At 43.1% G+C, this 17840-nt stretch carries 17 protein-coding genes; 11 read left to right on the top strand and 6 right to left on the bottom strand.

What is annotated here, in order from left to right:
- Nucleotides 1–313: 313 nt before the first annotated feature.
- Nucleotides 314–3142, top strand: a complete 2829-nt coding sequence (locus QY97_RS11935; RefSeq protein WP_039238359.1) for a 2-oxoglutarate dehydrogenase E1 component — start codon at nt 314–316, stop codon at nt 3140–3142.
- 112 nt (nt 3143–3254) lie between these two features.
- The gene (gene odhB, locus QY97_RS11940; RefSeq protein WP_039238357.1) at nt 3255–4517 is read left to right on the top strand and encodes a 2-oxoglutarate dehydrogenase complex dihydrolipoyllysine-residue succinyltransferase; all 1263 of its coding nucleotides are present in this window, start codon (nt 3255–3257) and stop codon (nt 4515–4517) included.
- Between the two features lie 117 nt (nt 4518–4634).
- Here odhB and sda read toward each other — a convergent pair whose 3' ends face one another.
- Nucleotides 4635–4766, bottom strand: a complete 132-nt coding sequence (gene sda / locus QY97_RS11945; RefSeq protein ID WP_039238355.1) for a sporulation histidine kinase inhibitor Sda — start codon at nt 4764–4766, stop codon at nt 4635–4637.
- Between the two features lie 347 nt (nt 4767–5113).
- Between sda and QY97_RS11950 the strand changes: the two genes are divergently transcribed.
- The 6 genes from QY97_RS11950 to QY97_RS11975 all read left to right on the top strand — a co-directional run bounded on the left by QY97_RS11950 (nt 5114) and on the right by QY97_RS11975 (nt 11058).
- Entirely contained in the window at nt 5114–5323 is a 210-nt protein-coding gene (locus QY97_RS11950) for a DUF6501 family protein (RefSeq protein ID WP_039238354.1), read from the top strand.
- A gap of 93 nt (nt 5324–5416) precedes the next feature.
- Complete coding sequence (locus tag QY97_RS11955; RefSeq protein ID WP_052717181.1) at nt 5417–5848, top strand: Rok-like winged helix domain-containing protein; 432 nt, start codon at nt 5417–5419, stop codon at nt 5846–5848.
- 115 nt (nt 5849–5963) lie between these two features.
- A complete protein-coding gene (locus QY97_RS11960; protein ID WP_039238395.1) occupies nt 5964–6836 on the top strand; it encodes an ATP-binding protein in 873 nt (290 codons plus the stop codon).
- A 9-nt stretch (nt 6837–6845) separates the two neighbouring features.
- Nucleotides 6846–8762 carry a vWA domain-containing protein gene (locus tag QY97_RS11965; RefSeq protein ID WP_039238352.1) on the top strand — a complete coding sequence of 639 codons (1917 nt, stop codon included), beginning with the start codon at nt 6846–6848 and terminating at the stop codon, nt 8760–8762.
- Nucleotides 8763–8952: 190 nt separating this feature from the next.
- Nucleotides 8953–10263, top strand: coding sequence for a branched-chain amino acid transport system II carrier protein (brnQ, locus tag QY97_RS11970; RefSeq protein WP_039238351.1), 1311 nt, complete (start codon nt 8953–8955; stop codon nt 10261–10263).
- A 339-nt stretch (nt 10264–10602) separates the two neighbouring features.
- The gene (locus tag QY97_RS11975; protein ID WP_232506283.1) at nt 10603–11058 is read left to right on the top strand and encodes a YfmQ family protein; all 456 of its coding nucleotides are present in this window, start codon (nt 10603–10605) and stop codon (nt 11056–11058) included.
- A 352-nt stretch (nt 11059–11410) separates the two neighbouring features.
- Here the strand turns inward: QY97_RS11975 and QY97_RS11980 are convergent, their stop codons facing one another.
- The 3 genes from QY97_RS11980 to yidC all read right to left on the bottom strand — a co-directional run bounded on the left by QY97_RS11980 (nt 11411) and on the right by yidC (nt 14238).
- Nucleotides 11411–12598 (bottom strand): toxic anion resistance protein, encoded by a 1188-nt coding sequence (locus QY97_RS11980; RefSeq protein WP_039238350.1) that lies wholly within the window; start codon nt 12596–12598, stop codon nt 11411–11413.
- 2 nt (nt 12599–12600) lie between these two features.
- Complete coding sequence (locus QY97_RS11985; RefSeq protein WP_039238349.1) at nt 12601–13254, bottom strand: 5-bromo-4-chloroindolyl phosphate hydrolysis family protein; 654 nt, start codon at nt 13252–13254, stop codon at nt 12601–12603.
- 222 nt (nt 13255–13476) lie between these two features.
- On the bottom strand, nt 13477–14238 hold the full coding sequence (yidC, locus tag QY97_RS11990) for a membrane protein insertase YidC (RefSeq protein ID WP_039238348.1): 762 nt from the start codon (nt 14236–14238) through the stop codon (nt 13477–13479).
- A gap of 247 nt (nt 14239–14485) precedes the next feature.
- Here yidC and QY97_RS11995 point away from each other — a divergent pair, with 247 nt between their 5' ends.
- Together QY97_RS11995 and QY97_RS12000 are read left to right on the top strand one after the other, a co-directional pair.
- Nucleotides 14486–14893, top strand: a complete 408-nt coding sequence (locus QY97_RS11995) for a CidA/LrgA family protein (protein ID WP_039238346.1) — start codon at nt 14486–14488, stop codon at nt 14891–14893.
- Nucleotides 14871–15554 carry an LrgB family protein gene (locus QY97_RS12000; RefSeq protein WP_039238344.1) on the top strand — a complete coding sequence of 228 codons (684 nt, stop codon included), beginning with the start codon at nt 14871–14873 and terminating at the stop codon, nt 15552–15554. Before QY97_RS11995 ends, QY97_RS12000 begins: the two co-directional genes overlap by 23 nt.
- A 159-nt stretch (nt 15555–15713) precedes the next feature.
- Here QY97_RS12000 and QY97_RS12005 read toward each other — a convergent pair whose 3' ends face one another.
- Complete coding sequence (locus QY97_RS12005; protein WP_039238342.1) at nt 15714–17069, bottom strand: TrkH family potassium uptake protein; 1356 nt, start codon at nt 17067–17069, stop codon at nt 15714–15716.
- 195 nt (nt 17070–17264) lie between these two features.
- Here QY97_RS12005 and QY97_RS12010 point away from each other — a divergent pair, with 195 nt between their 5' ends.
- A complete protein-coding gene (locus tag QY97_RS12010) occupies nt 17265–17540 on the top strand; it encodes a YkvA family protein (protein WP_039238340.1) in 276 nt (91 codons plus the stop codon).
- A gap of 112 nt (nt 17541–17652) precedes the next feature.
- On the opposite strand, the gene QY97_RS19975 is transcribed toward QY97_RS12010, so the two are convergent.
- Nucleotides 17653–17840, bottom strand: a 188-nt coding sequence (locus QY97_RS19975; protein WP_039231265.1) for a transposase, incomplete at its 5' end; no start/stop codon positions are given.

The following is a 17840-nucleotide window of genomic DNA, read 5'->3' on the forward strand; positions in this document are numbered from 1 at the left end:
GTAGTAAGATTGTACATGGAAAACGTGCTGCATATGTAGGCATGGAATGTACAACAAGGCCGAAAATATAACAATTTATTTGTTATAATAGACGGAGAGGACAGCTGGGCACAAAGTCAGCTGAAGGGTTGTTTTCGGCAAGCTTAATGTTTCCCCTTCCCTCTGCAGAATGATAAGATAGCCTTATAGGCGGTATAAATTTTCAGTGTGGGTGCAAAGTTGTGAATAGAGTGATTTATGCACAACAATCCACCCTCATTAAAATATCTTTAACAAATATTAATATGGGCGAAATAGTTGGAGGTTTTTCAGAATGAAAATGCAGACAGCCCAAGGAAATCCGTGGACTCAGTTCTCTGGCCCGAACCTTGGATATGTAACAGAGTTGTACGAACGCTATTTAGAGGATCCTGAATCAGTTGATCCGGAAATGAAGCAGTTGTTTGAAGAATGGGGAGCGCCTGTCGTATCCGCACCTCAAGGAGAGGGTGCGGCAGCAGCTGTGCCTGCATCAAGCACTGACTTGAATGTTCTGTTTAATGCAGTGAAACTTGCTGATAGTATCCGTACGTATGGCCATCTGGCAGCAGATATTAACCCGTTGACTGATGAGCACAAAGATACGCGTCGTATCGAACTTAGCACTTTTAACTTAACAGAAGAAGAGTTAAGAAAAGTTCCTGTTCAATATCTGTGCCCGGATGCGCCAGCACATGTAAGGGACGGGTTTGAGGCAATCCAACACTTGAAAAAAGTCTATACAGATAAAGTGGCTTTTGAATTAGCCCAAGTTCATGATCTAGAAGAGAGAAAGTGGTTCAGACAGCAAATCGAATCCACAAACTATTATCCGACATTCTCTACTGAGCAGAAGGTAGAGTTGTTAAAACGCCTGACACAAGTAGAAGGATTTGAAAGATTCATCCACAAAACTTTCGTCGGCCAAAAACGCTTTTCTATCGAAGGTTTAGACGCGATGGTGCCTTTGCTCGACATCCTGGTTAAGCACTCAGCTGAATTAGGTGCAAAAACTGTAAATATCGGTATGGCGCACCGTGGCCGTTTAAATGTGCTTGCTCACATTCTAGGTAAGCCATATGAGATGATCTTCGCAGAGTTCCAGCATGCGCCAAGCAAGAATCTGCTTCCAGAGGGCTCTATGAAAATGACTACATATGGCTGGACAGGTGATGTTAAGTACCACCTAGGAGCAGACCACAACTATAAAGATGACGCGGATGTTACACGCGTAACGCTTGCTAACAACCCGAGTCACCTGGAGGTTGTAAGCCCTGTTGTAGCTGGTTACACAAGAGCAGCTCAAGAAAACCGTGAAAAGCCGGGAATACCTGAGCAGAATACAGATGCGGCTCTAGCTATTTTGATTCATGGTGATGCGGCATTCCCAGGCCAAGGTATCGTCAGCGAAACATTTAACATGAGCCAAATCCGCGGTTATCACACAGGCGGCTCTATCCATGTTATTGCCAACAACAATATCGGCTTCACAACTGAAACGTATGACTCACGTTCAACTCGCTACGCTTCGGACTTAGCGAAAGGATTTGAAGTGCCAATCGTCCATGTAAATGCAGACGATCCGGAAGCTTGTGTGGCGGCTGCTCTTATGGCAGTTGACTACCGCAATAAGTTCGGAAAGGACTTCGTTATTGACCTGATTGGTTACCGCCGTCTTGGCCATAATGAGATGGATGAGCCGATGACGACAAATCCAGGAATGTATCAGCTGGTTCGCAAGCATCCAACTGCCCGTGAAATTTATGCTGATAAGCTTGTAAGCCGTGGGGTTCTTACGAAAGAAGAAGCTGACAAGCTATACGAAGACAACGAGAAGAAATTGAAAGAGCTTTATGAAAAAGTACCGAAGAAAGACGAAAATCCGGATATCATTATGAATCCGCCGAAATTCGTGGAAAAAGAGCTTCCTGCCCATGAAACAGGCGTAGAAGCAGAAGCTTTGCAGCGCATGAACCGTGAGCTGTTAAACTGGCCGAAAGATTTCAATGTCTTTAAAAAGCTGGAACGTATTTTAAAACGCCGGGAAAATGTCTTTGAAGAAGATGGTCAAATCGATTGGGGACATGCAGAAACACTTGCATTTGCTTCTATTCTAAAAGAAGGAACACCAATCCGTTTAACTGGCCAAGATGCACAGCGTGGAACGTTCGCACACCGCAACTTAGTGCTTCATGATGAAAATACAGGCGAAGAATACGTGCCGCTTGACCACCTAGAAGATGCAAATGCTTCGTTCGTGGTTATTAACAGCCCGTTAACAGAAGCTGCTGTTGTCGGCTATGAATATGGATATAACGTATTCTCTCCAGAAACACTTGTTCTTTGGGAAGCACAGTTTGGCGACTTTGCTAATATGGCTCAAGTTATGTTTGACCAATTCATTTCTTCCGGCCGAGCTAAGTGGGGCCAGAAATCTGGACTAGTTATGCTGCTTCCACACGGATATGAAGGTCAAGGACCGGAGCACTCCAGTGGGCGCTTAGAACGCTTCCTTCAAAATGCGGCAGAAAACAACTGGACAGTGGCTAACCTGTCTTCAACGGCTCAATACTTCCATATTCTGCGCCGTCAAGCGTCTATCTTGAAGAAGGAAGAGGTTCGTCCGCTTGTAATTATGACACCGAAGAGCTTGCTGCGCCATCCGCTCGCTGCTTCTAAAGCTTCTGAGTTCATTCATGGCACATTCAAGCCGGTAGTAGAAGAACCAAGACTAGGCCATAACCCAGAGAAAGTAGAAAGAATCGTTCTTTGCACAGGTAAAGTATCCATTGATCTGGCTGAGCAAATTGACAAAACAGAAGGCTTAGACTGGCTGCATGTATTAAGAGTGGAAGAGCTTTATCCATTCCCGAAAGAAGAAATCAATGCCTTCTTATCTCGTTATCCAAATGTCAAAGAAGTTGTTTGGCTGCAGGAAGAACCGCAAAACTTTGGTGCTTGGACGTATGTCGACGCTCGTCTTCGCGATGTAGCGCCTGAGGGAGCGAGTGTACGTTACATCGGCCGCCGCCGCCGTTCAAGCCCGTCTGAAGGAGATGCGATTGTTCATAAAAAAGAACAAGCACGTATCTTGAAAGCGGCTCTTACAAGAGACGAAGATTAATTCAGTTGAAAAGCCAGCAGGCTTATAGGGCCTGCTCGGCTTTCAAATAAATTTTTCCAAAAGATCATCCACTATACGATGAGATGAATGTACATTAGAGGAGGACGCAAAAGTGGCTGAAATTAAAGTGCCAGAGTTGGCAGAATCAATTACGGAAGGTACCATTGCGCAATGGCTGAAACAGCCGGGAGACGCAGTAGAAAAAGGTGAATATATCGTTGAGCTTGAAACGGACAAAGTAAATGTAGAAGTCGTTTCAGACGAAGCTGGTGTGATTCAAGAGCTGAAAGCAGCAGAAGGAGACACAGTTGAAGTAGGGCAAGTTATTGCGATTGTGGCAGCCGGTGACGGCGCAGCAGCAGCTCCAGCTCAGGAAGCTCCAGCAGCTCAAGAAGCACCGAAAGAAACTGCTTCCCAAGAAGAGCCAAAACAACCAGAAGTAAAAGAAGCGCCTGCGGCTGAGGAATCCGGACAGCGCCCGATTGCTTCTCCAGCAGCTCGTAAGCTGGCACGTGAAAAAGGTATTGATTTAAGCCAAGTACCTACAGTAGACCCTATGGGCCGTGTACGCAAGCAAGACGTAGAGTCTTATAATCCAAACCAAAAGCCAGCAGCGCCAGCGCAACAGGCATCAAAACCTTCTCAAGCTGCAGCGCCTAAGCAAGATGATGGCAAGCCGGTTGTTCGTGAAAAACTAAGCCGCCGTCGCCAAACAATTGCTAACCGCCTGTTAGAAGTTACACAATCTACAGCTATGCTGACAACATTCAATGAAATTGATATGTCTGCGGTTATGGAACTTCGTAAGCGCAAAAAAGATAAATTCTTCGACGATCACGATGTACGTCTTGGATTTATGTCTTTCTTCACAAAAGCAGTTGTTGCTGCATTGAAGAAATATCCAGCTGTTAACTCAGAGCTAGACGGAAACGAGCTTGTACTGAAGAAATACTATGACATCGGTGTAGCAGTATCTACTGACGAAGGTCTTGTTGTACCAGTTGTACGCGATTGCGACCGCAAAAACTTTGCTGAAATTGAAAAAGACATTCTAGGTCTTGCGTTAAAAGCGCGTGATAACAAACTAGCAATCAGCGACCTGCAAGGTGGAACGTTCACTATCACAAACGGTGGAGTATTCGGTTCATTGCTTTCTACTCCAATCCTTAATGGCACACAAGTAGGTATTCTTGGTATGCATACCATCCAAACTCGCCCAGTAGCGATCGATAATGAGCGTATTGAAAACCGTCCAATGATGTATGTGGCTCTTTCTTATGACCACAGAGTCATTGATGGAAAGGAAGCGGTTGGCTTCTTAAAAACAGTAAAAGAGCTTATTGAAAATCCAGAAGACCTTTTACTTGAGGGTTAATTTGCTTCAACACAAAAACCAACCTGTACAGGTTGGTTTTTGTGTATATATTAAGGTTAACAAAAAAGGCATACCATATTGGTACGCCTTTCAATTACATAAAGTTAAGTATAAAAGTTACCCCTTTGGAAGGTTTAAGCCACGTTTTTGCACCTCGGATTGAAGCATGCGAATCCAATCTGCGTCTTGACCTTTACTCTTGGCATCTCGATAGGCTGCAACAAGCATTTCGTTACTCATGATTTTCATGGAAAACTACCTCCTTGTAATAGGTCATTCATTGATGCCCGCGGCTTACAGACTAGAAAACAATATTTATCTTTGTTTGGTGTCATTATACATAATTATAAGAATTTTTCAAACTATATTTTGAAATATCCTTCGAAAGTCGGTCGCAAAAGATGTGAAAGCAGTGCTTTAGCCCAGCTAGCTTGCCTCTCCACTATGTGGAAAAAATGATTATTATATTCCTAGTACGCATAAAGAGAAAAAATACCCAGATAATGATAGGAACAGCATTTCACCTTAAAATTAAATATGCTATGATAAAAATTGATAGCAATTTTATAAAGGAATAAAAAAGAAAGGAGATTCTCATGAACCATCTTCAATGGAAAGACAAAGAACCAGTTAAACAAGTGGTGTGCCTTCATACAAACGCCAAAAAATATATGGTAGAAAACCGGCTGACGCCTGAAAAAGTATATGATGTGAAAAATGAAACAGAGGAATTCTACTTTGTCGTAGACGATAAGGGAAAAATATCTGGTTTCTATAAGGATTATTTTAAAGAAGCTACATCATGAACGAGTGCGTTGCATATATGAACAATAGACAATGACCACTTATGCATATTAGTTAGAAGTAACAGACCTTGCGCTGTTATAGGGGGAGTACAGGTGTTTAATGAACGAGTAGCTTTAAAGGTCAGGCTCGAACAGCTAGCTGACTCTGAGTTGAAACTAATGAAGGAATTTCAAAAAGAGAGAGAAGCGATTTTTCAAAGGCTCAAAGAATTAGATGAATCAGAAGAGAACGAGCCAGAAAATGCAAAAGAAATTGTTTCATTAACAAGGATTGGTGAACTGCCGCAGCAAAAGAGAAAAAGAGGGCGGTACAGCAAAAGTCTTGAAGAGCTCCGAAGCACGGCTGTATCTATATTAAAAGAACAAAATACGCCTATTCGCGGAGTAGAACTGCAACGGCAGATTGAAGAAGAAACAGGAAAAAAAATTGCCAACATGACAACCTTCATGGTTGCGCTTGAGCGTGAAAACCATCACGTTCGTAAACTTGGCAGAGGATTATACATATACGAGTATGAAGACTGATGGCACTTTGCCATCAGTCTTTTGTTATCAGCTTAATTATTTTACGAGCCTTTTGCAAAACTGTATGATAGAACAGGATAATGACTTTAAGCTTGAAAGGAAGATTAATGTGAGGATGAATGTATGGCCGCCTGCGGTGGCTGATAAAATAGAAGAGCGACAACGATTATTTTCAAACGGGAATAAAGAGGGACTCATCGGTCAGGGAGGATATGTCCCCGAGGATGAAGCGGTGTTGATGGATGCGGTTTTTGCTCTAACATTAGGGAAGAACGTCTTGTTGAAAGGTCCGACGGGCTCAGGCAAGACAAAGCTGGCAGAAACGCTCTCCTCCATTTTTTCACAGCCGATGCACAGCATTAACTGTTCAGTCGATCTGGATGCCGAAGCCATGGTTGGTTATAAGACCATTGCTGAGAAGGATGGGAAAAGTGTCATTGAATTTGTACCAGGTCCTGTTGTAAAGGCAATGAAGGATGGGCATTTGCTTTATATAGATGAGATCAATATGGCCAAGCCGGAGACACTGCCGCTTCTGAACGGTGTACTTGATTACCGCCGGACGATTACGAATCCCTTCACTGGTGAGGTGATCAAAGCGGCTTCTTCCTTTGGTGTGATTGCTGCCATTAACGAAGGGTATGTGGGCACTGTACCACTAAATGAAGCGTTAAAAAACCGCTTTGTCGTTATTGATGTTTCTTACATCAGCGGAGAGACATTACTAAGGGTGCTTAGAGCGGAGAGTCAGCTAGAGGATGAAAAGCTCCTTGAACGATTCGCCATGCTGTCTAGAGATTTGATTACGCAGGTAAGAAACGGTCAAATCGCAGAGGAGGCGGCTTCTATTCGGGCACTGATCGATACGTGCGATTTGGCCTTATATTTGCCGCCGCTGCGTGCCATCCAGCGGGGAATTATCGACAAGCTTGAGGATGAGCGGGAGAAAGCGGCCGTGCGGAACATCGCAGCGACTCTTTTTGAGTGAGGTGAGAATATGAAACGCTTCATCCAGTTTAATGATGAAATCATTGACTCTTTTTTATTTATGCAGTTGTCAGATTTATCCAAGACGCTGACGAGAAACCCGAGTCTTGAAGTGGAATACCGCCCCCATGCCTATATTCATAAAGCAGTGAACAAGCTGTATGTGAGCCACTTTTGGAGCCATCGACCGGCTGAAGACACGTGGCTTGGCTTTGCGTCAGATGTATACTTGCGAGCTGCTGGCAGCTGGTTTCATACAGATGAAGAGGAGATCGAAAGGTTCCTGCATCGTATACAGGCTTCTCCAGTCGCTTCTACAGCCAAGCAGCTGGCAGTAATGTCAGAAGATATTCGGCTGGAGGAGATATGCAAAAAAGAAAGGCCGGGAACGAAGCCTGCTTTTGCTGCTCGGAGGAGAATGTACCGGCAGTATTTCACGGCTCAGCTGAATACCAATTTAGTGAAGAGCTTGCCAGCTGACTCATTATTGAATGCACTATTCTTAATGCTGCATGCCAATGCTCCTTTTGACCCGCCATTGATCAATAAGGAGATAGAAGGAGCAATGCCTTTTCTTCAGAGATCCATAATGAGCATGTTTGAGGTGCGTTCTACAAGAGAGGTCATTCGGCTGACGGAGGATATAACAGAGGTACTGGAAGAAATACTTGAAAAGGATGCCTTAAACCAGTATTTTCACCTGCCCGAGCTTTCTTTAAATGAAGATGAGGGAGAACGCTTTGATGATTTAAAAAGGAAGGATCCGCTCGCCAATGACGATCGTTTGGAGAAAGAGAAAACCGGTGAAGAGGAAATAGAAGAAGAGGAATTTCGAACTTGGCATCGGGAAACGAGTGACTTAGGTGAAAGCTTTCTTCAATTCGATTTGGACCAGGGCACGCAAACAGATCTGATGGGAGAAGGAATAAGGGAGGGAGAGGCAGGAGATCAGGCGCTGGCAATGGTACAGGGCTCTGCTCAAGAAACGAGCCGAAAGGATTTCTCTCATTTGCCGGCTGAACAGATGAAAAAAGAAGTAACAGGCGGTGGAGAAGCGGCGTATGGAAAAGAAAACCGCTTTGCTATCCCTATCTTTAAAAAGGCAGCACCTCCTAAACCCGAAGAGGCAGAGAGATATAAGAAGCAGCAGGCCCGTATCGTTACCCTGCAAAAAAAGCTGAAACATATGATGGAAAAGATGCTGGAGCATAAACGAACAGCTCCACGCAGTGATCTGCATGCTGGCCGTTTAAATAAAAAGCTTCTTCGTTTTTTCCTAGAGGATCAGCCGCGGCTGTTCTATAAAAAGCAGGAGCTCTCCGCGGATATTGATGCTTCTTTTACCCTGCTGGTCGACTGTTCAGCTTCGATGGAAGATAAGATGGAGCAAACAAAGCTCGGTATTGTACTTTTCCACGAAGCGCTGAAATCAGTGAACGTTCCGCATGAAATTATCGGCTTTTGGGAGGATACAGGGGAAGCGACAGAAACAAAGCAGCCCAATTATTTTTATGAGGTGATTACTTACGATACCTCTCTAAAAGCTTCCAGCGGGCCGGAAGTAATGCAGTTAGAAGCGGAAGAGGATAACCGGGACGGGTTTGCTATACGTGTCCTAACAGAAAGAATCAGAAAGCGGCAGGAAAAGCAGAAGTTCCTATTCATTTTCTCAGATGGAGAGCCGGCGGCTTACAGCTATGATCAAAATGGCATTATCGATACACACGAGGCAGTGCTTGAAGCCCGCAGGCTGGGGATTGAAGTGATGAATATATTTTTAGCGAATGACGAGATTACAGAAGCAGAAAGAGCAACAGTACAAAATATATATGGAGACAAGTACAGCTTGTTCTTGACCGATCTCGAGGAACTGCCCCAGGTGCTTTTTCCGCTGCTGAGAAAACTGCTATATAAAAGCATTCAATAAAATAATTGAGTTTATAATAGTAAGAATTCACATATCTTTTCTAATTTATCTAATTGACACTCTCTGTCGAAAAAAGTAGAATAGAAGGCGTTGCCGAAAAAAACAAAAGAAAAAGTCGTGTCTTTCGACCGGCTTTTTTCTGTGAAGAAACCATACTATATATGCATTTTTTCGAGAGAGGAGTTCTCCATTGGGTAAGAAAGATATATTATTAACCGGACTCATGTTATTTGCCCTGTTTTTCGGAGCGGGAAATCTGATTTTTCCGCCCTTTTTAGGAATGGAGGCCGGCACGTCCTTCTGGCCGGCTATTATTGGATTTGTTATAACAGGGGTCAGCCTACCTGTACTTGCCGTTATTGCCGTGTCTCTATCGAAAAACGGTATACTGTCGATCGGCAGCAGGGTACATCCTGTCTTCGGCCTTATTTTTGCAATCGTCGCCTATTTAGCGATTGGTCCTTTTTTCGGCATTCCGCGCGGGGCAAGCGTAGCTTTTGAAATGGGGGCCGCTCCGTTCTTGGCAGATAGCTCAAATAAAGGAACTCTTTTTATTTTCATGGCTGTGTTCTTCATAGTCGTGTATATACTAAGTCTCAACCCATCTAAGCTCGTTGACCGGATTGGTCAATGGCTAACACCAATCCTGCTGCTAGCTGTAGCGGTATTGTGTATTGTGGCCTTAGCGGCATTCAATGCTCCGCTATCTGCCCCTACTGAAAAGTATGCTGAAGCCCCGTTTGTAACGGGATTCATTGAAGGGTATCTAACCATGGATACGATTGCGGCCTTAGCATTCGGAATCGTTGTCATGAATACATTCGCTAGCCGCGGCGTGCGCGATCAAGCTTCTAAAGTGAAGTTTACAATCGCCGCCGGGCTTATTGCGGGAGTAGGTTTATCAGTTGTTTATATATCAATTGCGTGGATTGGCGCGAAGATGGAATTGACAGAACAGTTCACCAATGGGGGAGAGCTGCTAACAGCTGTCTCCGAAGCCTTATTCGGAGAAGGAGGCCGAGCACTTCTCGGCATCATTATTGGTCTCGCTTGTCTAACGACTTGCATTGGTCTAACATCGGCCACTGCTCAATTTTTTGCTGAAAAGTGGCCGGCTGTTTCCTATAAAGGGTTCGTCGCTATCTTAACAATTATCAGCTTTCTTATTGCTAATATGGGGCTGACACAGATCATTGCTATTTCGGTGCCGATTCTTACAGTGATTTATCCATTTGCGATCATTCTCGTGTTACTCGCTTTTTTACATCCGTTTGTGCAGCTGAGCTCTCGAGCGATTCATATAGGTGCCATCTTGATGACCGCGCTTTTCAGCCTGAACGACGGGCTGGCTGCGATCGGCTGGCCGGACACATGGCTCCATCAAGCTATCTCCTGGGTGCCATTCTTCTCATCTGGCCTTGGCTGGGTGCTGCCGGCAGTGGCGGGAGGAATAGGCGGATACATTGTAAGTCTATTAACAAGAAGAACATCCGTTTATTAAAAACGCGCTTCCTCGTTACATGTTAAGGATAAAAAGCAGAGGATAGGTAAAGCAATAATAATTGCTTTATCTATCTTTTTTATATTGCATAGAACTCACTTACAGCGATCATATGCTTTTTTAAACATTTATTAGTTAAACAGGATTTAAATATAACGAGCATGAGGTGAGAAGAGAAGCCAAAGTAAACAGCGTGGCTGTACGTAGTCGAAGAAAGTTCTTATTTTGTACATAGTAAATAAAATATGGTTTGTGATAATGTTAATGTACACCTTACTGCTTTAAGCGAGTATCCACAGATGAATCGGTAGTTAGATATATAACTTAAGGGGTTGATATATGATGTCATGGACTGTTGTTATGTTGATAGTGGTTGGAATCATTGTTAAATTTATAATGACTCCCCCAAGTGCACTTGTGAAATGGGTGTTAAGCAAATTTGCCATCCATCCAAACTTTAATGCAAAAGAGGTAACGGTCATCTTTAGCGGAGAGCCTTTAGAAGAGGATGAAAAGGTCCGCTTTATTAATTACTTTAATGAAGCCAGATTTCTAAAAGAATATGAAATATTCCCTGGCAATGAAGACTTATTTTTGCATCCAGAGACAGATGTGGTTCCTTTTGTCATTCATGCAAAGAAAAACAATAAAGATGTAACGATCTTTGTTTACAGTTACGATGACCATATCGATGTAGTCAAGCGGCATAAGGGGAAAGTGGCTTCTTATAGTCTTCGGTCTGATGAGCTGCAGGAATTTACTGTGGCGGCTAAGAGGCTTTATGCAATGCAGTAAAGGAAAAAGCTTGATGCATAAGTGAATATCCTGTGCTTCTATAAATCGCGGCCATTGTATATAACGTGCCTGCAGCTTTGAATGATATAAAATAAAACCCTGATTCTTTAGTTTCAGGGTTTTTGTTTTATAAACCGAACATATAAACATCAATATTCTGCTTTAATGAGCGGCTGGAAAAACTGAAAAAGCATCTATTGTCAGGTTTCCTTTTTAAGCTCTTTATTGATCCTATCTCTGTTACTGATAACTAGTTTAAGAAAGCTGTCAATTAAAAAAGTACATCACTAGTACTATGAGTGATGTACTTTTTTAATTGATGTGCAGCATGACAAAATGGAGAGGCTTACTTTTACTGAAGATCGAGAAGCTTCTGCTTTAATTCATTTTCCATGGAGGCAAGCTCTTGTTCCGCCTGTCTTCGTTTCGTACGCCCTTCATGCTGAATGCGAAGCGTTTCTTCCAAAGTGGAAATTAAATTGGACTGTGTCTTCTTTAAGGTGTCAATATCAACAAGTCCGCGTTCATTCTCCTTCGCTGTCTCAATTGTATTGGTTTTAAGCATTTCGGAATTCTTTAACAGCAGGTCATTAGTCGTTTGAGACACCTGCTTCTGTGACTGCATCGCTTTCTGCTGGCGAACAAGGGTCAGAGCGATAGCCACCTGGTTCTTCCATAAGGGAATAGCAGTAAGGATGGAAGATTGAATCTTCTCAGCGAGCGCCTGATTCATATTTTGAATCATGCGGATTTGCGGTGCGCTTTGAATTGTGATTTGCCGGCTTAATTTTAAGTCGTGCAGACGTTTCTCCAGACGATCAGCGAATTGCATCATGTCATTGACATCCTGATAAGCCATCTGATCACCCGATTGTTCAGCCTTTTGGCGCAGGGCGGGGATGGTTTCTTTCTCCAGTTCCTCGAGCTTCAGCTCACCGGCAGCGATAAAGACATTTAATGCCTGAAAGTATTCTTTATTCTTTTCATACAGCTGCTCAAGCATTTGTATATCTTCCATTAATACTTGCTTTGAATGACCGAGCTTTACACTGATCCGGTCAATTTGTGTGCCAACTTTTTGGTATTTGGACATGATTTCTTGAACGGACCCTGAGACTTTATTGAACAAGCGGCTGAATACGTTTTTCTTTTCAGGCTTTAGTTCATCTGGGTTGACTTGCTTCAGCTTGGACATTAAGTCATTCAGAATATCTCCAATCGTTCCGATATCCTTTTGCTGCACATGGTCGAGCATCGAGTGGGAAAAGTTCGAAAGCTTCGATTGAGCAGTCGTGCCGTAGCTGATGATTGACTGATGATTCGTTGGGTCAATCTGTTTAGCCAGCTCTTCGGCTTTAATGCGATGCTCCTCTGGAAGCACATCGATCAGCCGTTTCGGCTGCTGGTCGTTTTGCATGGGCTGAGCCGTTGTCATGCTCGGCTCGAGCAGACTTTCTCCAAACGGAGAGGAAAGCAGGTCATCTAAATCAGAGGTAGTTGTTTTTAGTGAAGTCGATGGTTTCATATTTTCTTCTGCCATAATTACTTTGTTCTCCTTTCATCCGGATGGTCCAATAGCTTTCGATCTTTTAAGGAATGCTTGGCTACATCCAGTTCAAACGTTAAATGTTCAATATCTTTTGCCAGGACTTTATGCAAATCCTTTTCTAATGTCTTGCTCAAATCTCCGAGGGTTTCTTTTGTTTCCAGCAGTGACTGCTTCACTTCTGGATTTTTTAGCTTCTGTGTATTTAACAAAGCATATTTCTCTGCCAGCTCAACAACAGAGTCTAAATGAGAATAGAAGAAAGCTTCCGCTTCGTAAAAGCGTTTCGGTTCTTTCTTGACGACAGAAAAGATTCTGCGTACGAGGCGGTTTAATTCGAGCATCTGCTTAAGGGAGCTGATGCTGCGTACGCGAATGAATACATTCTGAAGCCGTCTAAGCTTCTTTTTGGCTTCTCTCAAATTCTCCTGGATATAATTAAATTCTTTTCTTGTTAGACCGTATTTTTTATATAGCCGCTGATCCGCATACTTGCCAATAGCTATATACAGGACAGCTCCTGTCACGGCAGCTCCGACAGACGCCAGCAAAGGAGAGAGCCCGAACTGATTAGCTAGCAGAAGCCCGGCAGCAGATGCTAAGGGAACAGCGATCACTAGACGTGTTGTAAAAAGTAATGGGTTTTTCATCGCACTCACTCCAGTTGATTAATAACATTCATTAAGCTATACGAATCAGCTGATAAAAGGTTTCAAGGGATCATCAATTTTATTCCTTCTCTTCCCTTATTTTAGCGTTCCTTAACAGCGAAATAAATAGGAAATGAGAAGAGAAAGGAGCATATATAAGTAAAAGGAGCAGCTCAAAGCTGCTCCTTTTGGAATGTGTGAGTCATTCGTGTTAGTTAGGCGTTACTCTTTATCCTTTGCCGGCTTTTTCGCAGGGTAGATTTTCTTGCTCAACCAAGTCTGGCCGATTAGGAACAGTCCACTCACTGCCCAGTACAGCGGTAAGGCGGCTGGTGTTGTGAAAGAGAAAATTAAGATCATGACCGGAGAAAGCAGGCCAATGATTTTCATCTGCTGCCTTTGCTGTTCAGGCATGTCAATCATGGAGACTTTGAATTGAACGTAGTACATAAGACCGGCAATCAAAGCCATCGCTATATCAGGCTGTCCAAGCTGGAACCAGAGAAACTCAGCATGCTGGATATCCTCTGAGATAGAAATGGCATAAAATAAGCCCATCCAGATCGGAATTTGAAGGAAGATTGGCAAGCATCCCATCGCGAATGGATTGATATTATGCTGCTGATAAAGCATCATCATTTCCTGCTGGATTTTTCTCTGCTCTTCCTGTGTTTTGGCTTCTTTTAATTTCTTTTGAATCTTTTCCATTTCGGGCTTAACGATTTCCATCTTTTCACGCATGGCTTGCTGCTTTTTCATCGTATTCAGCATAAGCGGCATTAGGATGAGCCGAACAGCTAACGTAATAGCAATGATTGCTAAGCCGTAGCTGTTGAATGCTTCACCCAGCGTATGAATGAGCTCTACAAACGGATTGACGAGGTAGTCATGAAAAAAGTGCCCCTCTTCCTGCGCTGCCTGGCATCCAGAGAGCAGTAAAAGAGAACCGAATAAAGAAAATAATAACAAGGATGATTTTTTCAAAGCATGTTTCCTCCCATAAAATACACCTTCTGCAATAAAATGATTTCTCTTAAAAACTAAAAAGAGTATACCGTAAATTATCTATCAGTTCAAACGAATACCTTCGGAGTTCTGCGTATGGGAAGAAACATGAGATTCCATTGAGCGCTTATTTTTAGTAGTGGTATGATAGAGAAGTAGAAAGAAAGGGTCTTGAATAATTTCTTTTAAAGTGTAACGAAAGGACGAATGCAAGGGGGACATGAATATGGTAAAACAAGGAGGCATTTTTCTTGCGCAAATTGCGCTGTTGTGGCTGATTTATCAAGCGGGTGTGCTGATTTCCAGTTTTCTGCATCTGCCTGTGCCAGGAAGTGTACTCGGAATGATTATATTATTCTTACTGCTGACAGCTAAAGTGATAAGGTTAGATTGGATAGAAAAAGGAGCTGCCTTTTTAAATAAGCACCTCGCTTTCTTCTTTATTCCAATTTCTGTTGGATTAATGGTCTATTTGGATTTATTAAAGGAGAGCGGGATTACTCTTGCCGTCATTTTGTTTGGAAGCTCTATTATCGGTATGGCAGTAACTGGCGGAACTGTTCAGATCCTTTCAAAGAGAACGGCTGAAGGAAAGAAAGGGGAGTCTGCGCATGAGCAGCGTCACTCTGTTTAGTATCTTATTGACGGTGGCTGTTTACTGGGTATCCCGCCGTCTCGCTATCCGCTTTCCATCACCGTTATTAACACCTGTGTTTTCCAGCACAGTCGTGATTGTATTTATCTTATTATGGAGCGGCATTACTTATGAGGAGTATACGCCGGCCAAGGACATCATGACATATCTTCTTGGACCGGCAACCGTTGCACTGGCTGTTCCGCTTTACCATAACTTAAACATATTGTTAAAGAAAGCTTGGCCCTCTTTGTTAGGGCTCGTAGCAGGCACAGCCGCCACCATTGTTTCTGGAGTAGTGCTAGCTAAACTGTTTCATTTCTCGGAAGAAATGACTGGAGCGATTGCTGTTAAATCTGTCACATCGCCAGTCGCTTTTGATGTGGCGAATGTTATTGGAGGAGATCCAGTTCTGGCCGCTGTTTTTGTGATTATATCAGGTGTGTTCGGAGCGGTTGCAGGCCCTTGGGTGTTAACAGCCTTAAGGATTACCGATCCATTCGCACGCGGGTTGTCTATTGGAACTACCGCTCATGGGGTCGGTACAAGTCAAATGGTCGTGGAGGGGGAAATGCAAGGAGCAGTATCAGGAGCAGCTATGGGAGCGGCGGCTATCCTCGTCTCTATTATACTTCCTTGGCTTTTTCCGCTCATCCAATAGAATACGTGGTAATGGAAGAGCGGGCAGAGAAGGTCACGGTTACCATGTTAGCGCTCTTACTGGCTTAACTTTGGTATTTTAACCAAAAAAAGATAGGACATAAAAGCAAACAAAAAACGCCTGGAACTCCAGGCGTTTTTTGTTTGGCGGCACATAGGGTCAGCCGATAAAAATTCGTTCCCGCGGGAAGTGATACGTATCCTTGATTGTCTTTCCTCGAATGATGAACAAGAGCGAGAATAGGCCGATTCTTCCGATGAACATAAGAGTCATAATAAGTAGCTTCGATGGTGTGCTCAGGTCATCCGTAATGCCCAGTGAGAAACCCGTTGTTCCAAAGGCGGATGAAATTTCAAAAACAATCTTTAGAATCGGTAAATCCGGTTCAAAAAAGGCCAGTAAAATAATTGAAATGAACCAGATCACAAAGCCGGTAGTCATAACGACAGAAGCTCTGCGCAAATCAATTGGGTGTACTTCCCGGTGAAAAAGCTTAATCGTATCTTTGCCGCGAGCGTAGAAGTACACTCCTAGAATAGCGATCGCAAAGGTGGTCGTCCGCAGGCCTCCCCCCATACTGCTTGGTGATGCTCCGATAAACATAAGAATAGCAAGCAGGAGGAGCGTTGCTGTTGAAAACTCATTTAAATCCAGTGTCGTTAATCCGCCGCTGCGGGCAGCGACGGATTGAAAAGTGGAATAAAAAAAGGATTCATGCCAGGATTTATCAGCAAAAAAGTGAGATCTCTCTAGTAAATAAATAGAGATAGCACCAAACACAGCTAAAATCGCATAAACGATCGTTGTCAGCTTCGTAAATAAGGAGAAATGGAATTTAATCGGGCCTCTGTACGTTAAGTAGTTCTTTACTTCTACTAATACAGGAAAGCCGATGGCTCCTAGAATGATCAGGATCATGTTGATAAACTGCACAAAATAATCGTCAGCGAAAATTACGAGTGATTGGCCCGTAATATCGAATCCGCCATTTGTTGTCGCACTGATGGAACCGAATAGGCCATGTAAAAAAGCTTCAGAAGCTGAAGGGTAATAGGGAAGAAAATAAACACCTAATATAATGGCTCCCACGGCCTCGATCGCAAGGATCAAGAGAAAAATCTCCTTCATCAGCTTCACGAGCCCGGCTAGATCTGTCCGGTTTTGGTCCGCCATGATTAGCTGTCTTTCGCGAATACCGATCTTCTTACCGAAAATAATCCAGACAACGGAGCTGAACGTCATGACACCGACACCGCCAACCTGCAGAATAAATAAGATAAATACATATCCTGTTGTGCTGAACGTGTTTACAATAGATACCGGTGTTAAGCCTGTTACACTAAGTGCGCTGACTGCCACAAACATCGTGTCAATAAAAGAAATGTCTACACCTGGCTTATGTGCGATCGGGAGCATAAGCAGGACGGTGGAAAACAATGCACCTACCAGGTAAAGAAGCACGATGAGCTGAAAGGATGACAGCTTTGACAGCCGGATTTTTTTAGATTCTTTCATAATAGCTCCTTTATAATATGTACTTCAGATTCATACTGCCTAAAAGTTACATCCTATTATATAGAAAAGAGCAAGGTTTTAAAATCCTTTATTCCTCTTGTATACGTTGTCATACATCTTTTTTTCGACAAAAATGAAACCAACGGTTCCTTTATTCGTATACACATGTATCCGTTAATGAAGGAGAGGAAACATGTGTACAGGATATGGAAACGAATAAAGTTTCTATTTCGATTCAGAAAGTCTATTCCTTTCTTAAAAGATTTCTTTTTGAGCAAGGAAGTAGCCTTCTTTCATAAATTACTAAGCATCGGGCTGGTTGTCGGTTATTTCTGGCTGCCTTTGGATTTGATCCCTGATGTGTTAGCGATTATTGGTTTAGTCGATGATGTAGCGATATTTGCCTTCATTCTACAGCAGATTGTTAAGATGGCACCGGATTCATTGAAGGAGAAGCATCATTTAGAATAAGAAAACGGCTCTGCCATCAAAAGTGGCAGAGCCGTTTTCACGTTGTTGAAAAACAACTTAGTCAAGAAAACCCTGGTGAATTCTCACCGGGGTTTTCACTTTTTTTGAATTGTTAAACGGAACCTTCTATAATATGAGAAGTGAGGTGGAGACCGATTTTCTGTAAAGAGCGGAGTTTGGCCCACTTTTTCAAGTTTTGTATGATGCCGGTCATCAAAACTTGCGTTTTCACTTTTTGAACTCCACGGTAACGTGCATAGCGCAGACCGTGGAGTTCTTTACTGTGTGCAAAGCTTAATT

It is taken from the genome of Bacillus thermotolerans (assembly GCF_000812025.2).
Lineage (GTDB): Bacteria > Bacillota > Bacilli > Bacillales > Domibacillaceae > Quasibacillus > Quasibacillus thermotolerans.